The 8,769-nt window shown below is 71.6% G+C and carries 6 protein-coding genes; 3 read left to right on the forward strand and 3 right to left on the reverse strand.

Features of this window, described 5'->3' with window-relative positions; translation table 11 throughout:
• Positions 1 to 43 precede the first annotated feature (43 nt).
• Positions 44 to 2,785, reverse strand: coding sequence for a phosphoenolpyruvate carboxylase (gene ppc / locus ACFULQ_RS47515; RefSeq protein ID WP_383557633.1), 2,742 nt, complete (start codon positions 2,783 to 2,785; stop codon positions 44 to 46).
• Positions 2,786 to 3,093: 308 nt separating this feature from the next.
• Between ppc and ACFULQ_RS47520 the strand changes: the two genes are divergently transcribed.
• Positions 3,094 to 4,104, forward strand: coding sequence for an acyl-CoA desaturase (locus ACFULQ_RS47520; protein ID WP_383557636.1), 1,011 nt, complete (start codon positions 3,094 to 3,096; stop codon positions 4,102 to 4,104).
• Positions 4,101 to 4,781: a TetR family transcriptional regulator gene (locus ACFULQ_RS47525; protein WP_123761272.1), complete on the forward strand. Its 681-nt coding sequence runs from the start codon at positions 4,101 to 4,103 to the stop codon at positions 4,779 to 4,781. Before ACFULQ_RS47520 ends, ACFULQ_RS47525 begins: the two co-directional genes overlap by 4 nt.
• Positions 4,782 to 4,847: 66 nt before the next feature.
• Here the strand turns inward: ACFULQ_RS47525 and ACFULQ_RS47530 are convergent, their stop codons facing one another.
• Together ACFULQ_RS47530 and ACFULQ_RS47535 are read right to left on the reverse strand one after the other, a co-directional pair.
• Entirely contained in the window at positions 4,848 to 7,040 is a 2,193-nt protein-coding gene (locus ACFULQ_RS47530) for a trypsin-like serine protease (RefSeq protein WP_383557639.1), read from the reverse strand.
• Between the two features lie 35 nt (positions 7,041 to 7,075).
• Positions 7,076 to 7,576, reverse strand: coding sequence for a hypothetical protein (locus ACFULQ_RS47535; protein WP_383557642.1), 501 nt, complete (start codon positions 7,574 to 7,576; stop codon positions 7,076 to 7,078).
• A 285-nt stretch (positions 7,577 to 7,861) separates the two neighbouring features.
• Between ACFULQ_RS47535 and ACFULQ_RS47540 the strand changes: the two genes are divergently transcribed.
• Positions 7,862 to 8,769: ALF repeat-containing protein (locus ACFULQ_RS47540; protein ID WP_383557645.1), on the forward strand; the 908-nt coding region annotated here is incomplete at its 3' end.

Below are 8,769 nucleotides of genomic sequence, written 5' to 3' on the forward strand. Positions count from 1 at the left end.
CCCCCGGGACATCCGGGGGCACCGCCTTCTTCCGTGGAGGAGGTCAGCCGGTGTTGCGCAGGCCGGCCGCCACGCCGTTGACCGTCAGGAGCAGGGCGCGGGAGAGCAGCGGGTCGGGTTCCTCGCCGGCGGCCGCCGCGTCGCGCTGGCGCTTGAGGAGGGTCACCTGGAGGTAGGAGATCGGGTCCAGGTAGGCGTCGCGGATGGCGAAGGTCTGCTTGAGGACCGGGGTGGCGTCGAGGAGTTCCGCCTCGCCGGTGATCTTGAGGACCTCGCGGACGGTCAGCTCGTGCTCGGCCTCGATGACGGCGAAGACGTGCCGGAGCTCTTCGGGGACGAGGGTGTCGACGTAGTGGCGGGCGATGCGCAGGTCGGTCTTCGCGAGGGTCATCTCGACGTTGGAGATGAAGTTCCGGAAGAAGTGCCACTGCTCGTGCATCTCGTCGAGCACCGTGTCCAGGCCCGCCTCGCGCAGCGCCTTCAGACCGGAGCCGACGCCGAACCAGCCCGGGACGATCTGCCGGGACTGGGTCCAGCCGAACACCCACGGGATGGCGCGCAGTCCGTCCAGGGAGACGCCCGAGCCGGGGCGGCGGGAGGGCCGGGAGCCGAGGTGCAGGTCGGCGAGCTGGTCCACCGGCGTCGAGGCGAGGAAGTAGTTCGGCAGGTCCGGGTCCTCGACCAGCCTGCGGTAGGCCGCGTGGGCGGCGTCGCTCACCACGTCCATCGCCGCGTCCCAGCGGGCCAGCGCCTCGTCGGACTGGCGCGGGGCGGTGTGCAGCGCGGAGGCCTGGAGGGTGGCCGCGACCGTGAGCTCCAGGTTCTCCCGGGCCAGCGACGGCACGAGGTACTTGTCGGAGATGACCTCGCCCTGCTCGGTCACCTTGATCTCGCCCTCCAGGGTGCCCCAGGGCTGGGCGAGGATCGCGTCGTGCGAGGGACCGCCGCCGCGGCCGACGGTGCCGCCGCGGCCGTGGAAGAGGCGCAGGCGCACGCCGTAGCGGTGGGCCACGTCGCGCAGCCGGCGCTGGGCGCGGTGGATCTCCCACTGCGAGGTGGTGATGCCGCCGAACTTGGAGGAGTCGGAGTAGCCGAGCATGACCTCCTGCACATCGCCCCGGAGCGCGACCAGGCGCCGGTAGGACGGGTCGGAGAGCATGTCCTCCAGGATGGTGTCGGCGGCCTTCAGCTCGTCGGTGGTCTCCAGGAGCGGCACGATGCCGATCTTCGCCCACCCGGCGTGCAGGTCCAGAAGTCCCGCCTCGCGGGCGAGGACCGCGGCGGCGAAGACGTCGTCGGCGCCCTGGCACATCGAGATGATGTACGACTCGACGACCTCGGGTCCGAAGACCTCCAGGGCCCGCTTCACGGTCTGGAAGACACCCAGGGTCTTCTCGCCGGCCGCGTCCACCGGAGCCGGGGTGGGCGCCAGCGGCCTGCGGGAGCGCAGCTCCTTCGCGAGCAGCTTGGCGCGGTAGTCGCGGGGCATGTCGGCGTACCGCCAGGACTCCTCGCCGAGCCGGTCGAAGAGCTGCCCGAGGGCGTGGTGGTGGGCGTCGGCGTGCTCGCGGACGTCCATGGTGGCGAGCTGGAGGCCGAACGCGGCGAGGGTGCGGATGGTGCGGTCCAGCCGGCCGTCGGCGAAGAGCCCGCCCCGGTGCTCGCGCAGCGAGCTCTGGATCAGGGTCAGGTCCTGGAGCAGCTCGCTGGTGCCGAGGTAGTCGCGGCCGTCCTCGTGCGGGATGCCCTTGGCCAGGCGGGTCTTGGTGTTCTCCAGCTTCTGCCGGATGCAGGTGGCCTTGAGGCGGTACGGCTCCTCGGCGTTCAGCCGCTTGTAGCGGGGGCTGATCTCCGGGAGGCGCTCCAGGTCGGCCTTCAGGGACTCCAGGAGTTCCTCGGTGGCACCGGTGTAGCGGATGGAGTTCGACAGGAAGCCGCGCAGCTCGTCGATGAGCTCCAGGGCGTCGTTGATGCCGTGCTCGTGCTGGAGGATCAGGACGTCCCACGTCACCTGCGGGGTGACGTTGGGGTTGCCGTCGCGGTCGCCGCCGATCCAGGTACCGAAGGTCAGGGGGCGGGTGGCGTCGGGGAGCCTGACGCCGACGCGCTCCAGTTCGGCGGTGAGGTCCTCCAGGACGTCGCCGACCGCGCCGGCGTGCAGCTCGTCGAGGTAGTAGATGGCGTTGCGGGCCTCGTCGGCGGGCTCGGGGCGCACGACCCGGAGCTCGTCGGTCTGCCAGACGAGGTCGATGTTCTCGGCCAGCCGCGTGTCGTAGCGGCGCCGGTCCGACTCGATGACCGGAGTCTCCAGGAGGGCGGCGATCCGGCGGAGTTTGTTCAGCACCGAGCGGCGGGCGGCCTCCGTCGGGTGCGCGGTGAAGACCGGGCGGACGTTGAGGTTGGCGACGGTCTGGCGCAGGTGCTCGGGGTCGGCGTCCTTGAGGCGGTCGGCGGTGCGGGCGAGGAGACCGCCCTCGGCGGCGCGCCGGGCCCGCAGCTCCCGGCCGCGGTGCACCTGCTCGGTGACGTTGGCCAGGTGGAAGTAGGTGGAGAAGGCGCGCACCAGCTTGGCGGCGGTCTCCAGCTCGGTGCCCCGCAGCAGCTCGGCGGCGGCCTCGCCGTCCTCTCGGGTGAGGCGGCGCACCTTCTCGACGAGCTCCAGCAGCTCGGGGCCCTCCTGGCGGACGAGGGTCTCGCCCAGGAGGTCGCCCAAGCGGCGGATGTCGGCGCGCAGCTCACTACTGGTCGACGTGGCGCTCGGGGTCAGGTCGTCGGCACTGCTCACAGGTGCGGCTCCTTGCAGTGTTGAAGCTCGTCCGGGAGGGGAACCCGGAGTGCGGTCGTGCGGCAGCCGCCGCATACGGGCCGGGCATCCGGGAAGAATTCAGAGCGGACCGCGCTGTCCGACCGACTCCAAGGATAGGTGTCGATGCGGACGCGCAGACTTTTGGGCTCTTGCCGTGAGACGGCGACGCACTGCCATACTTACGATGCCGTAGGTTACGGAACCGTAGGGATCGTCGTCACGGAACCCGGGAAGGATTCCCGCAGCCCGGCACCTGTCTCAACCCTCGACCCCACAGGGGACGCCCCATGACCACGAGCTCCGATGTGATCGATGACGCCCCGAAGGCGACCGACGGCCCGACCACTCCCTCCGCGACACTGGGCGGCGAGCAGAAGCGCTCGATCGAACAGATCACGCTGCTGCTCTTCATCACCGTCCCCTTCCTCGCGCTGCTCGCGGCGGTGCCGCTGGCGTGGGGCTGGGGGGTGAGCTGGCTGGACCTGGGCCTTCTGGTCTTCTTCTACTACCTCGGCTGCCACGGCATCACGATCGGCTTCCACCGCTACTTCACCCACGGTTCCTTCAAGGCCAAGCGGCCGCTGAGGATCGCGCTGGCGATCATGGGCTCACTCGCGGTCGAGGGGCCGCTGGTGCGCTGGGTGGCCGACCACCGCAAGCACCACAAGTTCTCCGACGCCGAGGGCGACCCCCACTCGCCGTGGCGGTTCGGAGAGACGGTCCCGGCGCTGATCAAGGGCCTGTGGTGGGCCCACATCGCCTGGATGTTCGACGAGGAGCAGACCCCGCAGGACAAGTACGCGCCGGACCTGATCAAGGACCCGGCGATCCGCGCGATCTCCCGCCAGTTCATCTTCTGGACGATGCTCTCCCTCGCGCTGCCCGCCCTGATCGGCGGCCTGGTGACGATGTCCTGGTGGGGCGCGTTCACCGGCTTCTTCTGGGGCTCGCTGGTCCGCGTCTGCCTGCTCCACCACGTGACCTGGTCCATCAACTCGATCTGCCACGCGGTCGGCAAGCGGCCCTTCAAGTCGCGGGACCGCTCGGGCAACGTGTGGTGGCTGGCGGTGCTGTCCTGCGGTGAGTCCTGGCACAACCTGCACCACGCCGACCCGACCTCGGCGCGGCACGGGGTGATGCGGGGGCAGCTGGACTCCTCGGCGCGGATCATCCGCTGGTTCGAGATGGCCGGCTGGGCGTACGACGTGCGCTGGCCGTCACGCTCGCGTATCGATTCCCGCCGGAACACCGACGGGGACGGCTCCCGGCGCAAGAAGGAGGCCGCCGAGGCGGCATGATGGACGCCGTGGCGACCGACTCCAGCAGTACCCCGAGCAACGAGGCGAAGCCGCGGCGTGCCCGGCGCACCCGGATGACGGGTGCCGAGCGCCGCGCCCAGCTTCTGGAGATCGGTCGCACGCTGTTCGCCGCGAAGGGCTTCGAGGGCACGTCGGTCGAGGAGATCGCAGCGAAGGCGGGCGTCTCCAAGCCGGTGGTGTACGAGCACTTCGGCGGCAAGGAGGGCCTGTACGCGGTGGTGGTGGACCGCGAGATGCGGCGCCTGCTGGACATGGTGACGAGTTCCCTGACCGCGGGCCATCCCCGCGAACTGTGCGAGCAGGCGGCCTTCGCGCTCCTGGACTACATCGAGGAGTACACGGACGGCTTCCGCATCCTGGTCCGTGACTCCCCCATCCCGCAGTCCACGGGCTCCTTCGCGTCGCTGATCTCCGACATCGCCACGCAGGTCGAGGACATCCTGGGCCGCGAGTTCAAGAGCCGCGGCTTCGACCCCAAGCTGGCCCCGCTGTACGCCCAGGCCCTGGTCGGCATGGTCGCCCTGACCGGCCAGTGGTGGCTGGACGTCCGCCGCCCGAAGAAGGCGGAGGTGGCGGCACACCTGGTGAACCTCGCCTGGCACGGCCTGGACGGCCTGGAGGCGAAACCGCATCTGATAGGGCGCCGGAAGAGCTGACGGACACACGGCGGTACCCCGCGCCCCTCGGGGACGCGGGGTACCGCACGCGAACCGGTGATCCGGTCAGCGCACCACCGTTCCGAACGCCACCCCCGCCGCGGGGACGCCGTCCGCTCCCGGCGCGTACGTCACGACGGTCTCCGCGCCCGCGTTGGTCACGTTGCCCCACGGCACCGCGTAGGCGGACCCACGCGTGCCCGGCCCCTTGGGCATGCCCAGGTACAGGTGCGTGGCACCGGCGGCGAGGTACCCGCCGAGCTGCTGTCCCGCCCCCGACGTACCGGGGACGCCGGCCTTGCCGGGCTCGACGACCACCTCGGTGTCGCCGGGCGCCCCGATCGGGGTGAAGACCGTCACGGATCCGGCGTCGGCGACGGTGCCGATGTCCTCGCCCGGGACGCCCACCGCGATCAGCGTGTTCTTGGTCGTCGCGACGGCGCCGGGCGCGAGCGAGACCGCGGAGACCTGCTCGCCGAGCCGGTCGCCCGCCTCGGGGTCCCCGGCCACGTTGGCCGAGCCCTGGTTGAACTCGGCGAGCTCGCTGACCGCGCCCGCGGCCGTGATCCGCAGGTTCACGACCCGGCCGGTGTCGGCGTCGGTGCTGTTGTCCTCGCCGGGCGAGCCGACCGCGAGGATCGAGTCGGTCGCGGCGGTGGAGGAGGACGCGGTGGCCCGGTAGGACGTCATCGCGAGGGAGAAGCCGAACTTGTCGCCGGCCTCCGAGGCACCGCTGATCTCGGGCGCGGTGCTCTCCTGGTCGATGCCGGCCAGCGGGGTCGGGATGCCGTTCGCGTTGAGCGTGTGGCTGAGGATCTCCAGGCCGCCGGAGTCGTCGTCGCTGCCGATGGCCTCGTACGGCGTGCCGATCGCGAGGTGCTGCGGCGAGGCGGCGACCGTCGTGCCGAAGCGGTCCTCGGCCTCCACCGTGCCGTGCACTCCGGCCGAACCCTGGTTGATGGCCCGGTTGGTGGTGCCGCGCAGGTAGAAGCTGCTGCCCGCGTTGGCCAGTCCGTCGAGGTCCTCGCCGGGGACGCCGATGAGGAGGTAGGGGTCGCCCGCGGTGGTGATGCCGGCGGCGAGGGAGTGGCCCATGCGGTCGCCGGCCTCGGAGGCGGAGGCAAGGATCGAGCCGGCGCCCTTCCCCTGTTCCAGGGCGAGCTCGGCGGGGCCCTTGGTGAGGCCGTCCGCCGAGCCGTACAGCACCTGGACGAGGCCGGCGTCGGCGGCGCTGCCGATGTCCTCGGCCGGGGTGCCCACGACCAGGTCGGTGTAGCCGTCGAGGTTGTGGTCGACCACCGCGAGCGCGGAGCCGAACTGGTCGTTCTCCTCCGCCCCACCGCTCACGCCCGCGCTGTTCTGGGACAGGGCGAGGGTGCCCTTGCCGCCGCCCAGGACGACGTGGACGACACCTGCCTTGGTGACGGTTCCGACGGCGGCCTGCGGGTCGGCGATCGCGGTGTCGCGGACACCGTCGCCGTTGAAGTCGACGACGCGGGCGGCCTGGACGCGGGTGGTGACCCAGTCGCGGATGTCGTCGAGGCGGGTGGCGACGGCGCCGGTGCGGGTCTCCGTGGAGTTGAAGCAACCGCCCTGCCAGGAACGGCTGTTGACCCCGGCGAGCTGCGCGCTGCCGTTGACCGTGCGGAAGAGCGGGCCGCCGGTGTCGCCGGCGCAGATCGCGTCGCCGTCCTTGCCGGTGACTGCGAGGGTGGTCACGCCGACGGTGTCGGCGGTGAACGTGCCCTGGTGCATGCGCAGCGGCGCCCACTCGGTGGCGGTGCGGCCGTAGCCGGTGCTCACGAGGCTCTCGCCCGCGGTCGGCATGGCGGTGGCGATCGCGGCCGGGGCGATGCCGGTGACCGGCCGGTTCAGCCGGGCGAGGACGAGGTCGCGGTCGGTGCGCGGGGCGAGCTCGACGACCGTGCGGGACTGGCCGCTCGTGGTGGTGGTGTCGGTGCGGCCGATGACCGCGGTGGTGGCCTGGGCGGGCTTGCCCGCGCGGATCTGGAAGCTGCCGGAGGGGTCGTCGGCGAAGCAGCTCGCGGCGGTCAGCACCCAGTACGGGTCGACCAGGGCTCCGGAGCAGCGGCGGGCGCCGTCGCCGATGTCGATCCGGGCGGTGAAGGCGTACGCGCCGTCGGCGGCGGGGTCGCCCGCGACGGCGTGGGCGGCGGGCGCGGGGCCGGCGACGCCGAGCGCCACGGACGCGGCGAGCAGGGCGCCGGTGAGTGCCGTACGAGGTCTGTGGTGGGCCACGGTGAGGTTGTCCCTTGTGAGTCGGAGCGCGGAGGTCAGCCGGTGACGCGGAGTTCGAGCAGGATGGTGGGGGCGTCGCCGACGCCCTCTCCGACTCCCTTGAACTCGCCCTTGGCGACGTCGACGGTCTGGGTCTGGCCCTCGGCGCTCAGTTCGGCGCGGACCGCGCGGGCCTCGGTGGCGAGGGCGTAGACCTCGGGGATCTCCAGCGTGAGCCAGCCGGTGGCGGCCGTGGAGCGGAAGCAGAACTTGCCGTCGGCGCTCTCCCGGGTCCAGACCTCGATCTGGTCGGTGGCGGCCGCGTCGCAGGTGGCCAGGGTGATACGGCCGTCGCCGCGCTTGAGGGTGATGCCCTGCTCGGCGAGGATCTTCGCGGCGCCGGGGTAGGTGAAGTCCTCCACGGCGACCGGGGGGACGTCGTCGGCCGCGGTCCGGACGGCGTCCGGCGGGGCGGCCACGGCGTAGGCGGCGGCACCGACCAGGACCGCGGCACCGGCGAGACCGGCGCACAGCAGCCTGCGGGTTCTGGATATCACAAAGTTTCCCTTCCGGTGAATGCGCGAAATAGGACGCAGCAGGAATGAAGCAGAAAAAGGAAAGGAAAAGTGATGTGCGTCACTCGCCACACAGAGCGAACGACGAAAGCCCCCTTTTGCCCGCTGTAACCGCAGAGCACCGCCTCCCCGTTGCGGAAAGCGAACATAACAAAGCACCGAGCAAAAACAAAGCGCTCACAAAGCAGGGGCAAAGCGTATGCTCTCCCGGTCGAGATCCGACCCCCGGCCAGGGGAACGGCCGGGAAGCGGAAGGTTGCTTCTCAATTGAGAAATAGACTGCTCGGCGGGGGGAGACGGCTGACCACGGCCGTCGGTCTCTCCCTGCTGCCGGCCCTGTTGGCAGGACTCCTGTCCGCCGCGCCCGCCGCGGCCGTCGACGACCCCGTCGAACCCGAGCCGACCGGCCTGGAACACATACCGGCGACCGACCGGGGCAAGGTCGTCGAACTGTGGAAGAACGGCGGGCCGGGGGTGCGCGCGGCCGCCGAGGCGGCGCTGACCGGCAGTGACACGGCCGTACGCCGTTTCCTGGACCAGGAGCGGGTGGTCGCGCAGCTCAGTGACGACCGGGTCGCCACCGTGCAGATCCTGTCGATGGGCGGGCGGGCGGTCCGCGAGGCCGCCGAAACCGCGCTCGGGGGCACGTCCGAGCAGCTGACGGCGTTCCTGAAGGACGGCTGGAAGCGGCCCCTGGAGGAGGACCAGCGGGTCGAGGCCGCACGTGTCGTGGCCTTCGGCGGCCGTGAGGTGCAGGCCAAGGGCCGCGCGGCGCTGAACGGGAGCATCGAGGACGTCCGGGCCTTCCTGAACGAGGGCCAGTACGCGGCCCAGGACAACGACGACCGCGTGACCGTGGTGCAGATCATCAGCACCGGCGGCCAGGCCACCCGGGAGGCGGGCCGGGCGGCGCTGAACGGCACGATGGACGACGTACGGGAGTTCCTCGCCGTCGGCCAGCACATCGCCCGCGCCCGTGACCAGGAACAGGCCACCATCGCCCAGCTCGCGGAGCAGGCCACGGAGGCCGGCCGGCAGGCCGCCGAGGAGACCGAGGCCGCGAAGGACGCCTCGGAGAAGGCGATCGCGGCGACGGAGCTCGCCAAGGAGGCCGCCGAGAAGGCCGCGCGGGAGACCGAGGCCGCCAAGGACGACGCGCAACGGGCCTCCAGCGC

This window comes from Streptomyces sp. NPDC057253, assembly GCF_042669125.1.
Lineage (GTDB): Bacteria > Actinomycetota > Actinomycetes > Streptomycetales > Streptomycetaceae > Streptomyces.